Raw genomic sequence first — 257 nt, forward strand, 5'->3', positions numbered from 1 at the left:
CCGCCTCCAGCCAGGGCCTGCTGGTCGATGATGACGAACTGTACCTGCGCACGCTGCAGCGCTGCCTGGCCCGCAAGGGGCTGGAAACGGTGACCGCCAGCGAAATCGCCTCGGCGTTGGTGCTGGCGCGGCAGCAGCCGCCGGCCTACGCCCTGATCGACCTGAAGCTGGGTGCGGAGTCCGGCCTGGGGTTGATGCAGCCGCGGCGGGCATTGCGCGAGGGCATGCGCCTGCTGCTGGTGCCCGGGGACGCCCGC

1 protein-coding gene is annotated in these 257 nt (G+C 72.0%); it reads left to right on the forward strand.

Annotation, left to right across the window (positions count from 1 at the left end):
• Positions 1–17 precede the first annotated feature (17 nt).
• On the forward strand, positions 18–257 hold a 240-nt coding region (locus ACQG3P_RS20435), incomplete at its 3' end, for a response regulator (RefSeq protein WP_426806064.1).

Origin of the sequence: Stenotrophomonas sp. SrG (genome assembly GCF_050031795.1) — a bacterium.
GTDB lineage: Bacteria > Pseudomonadota > Gammaproteobacteria > Xanthomonadales > Xanthomonadaceae > Stenotrophomonas > Stenotrophomonas rhizophila_A.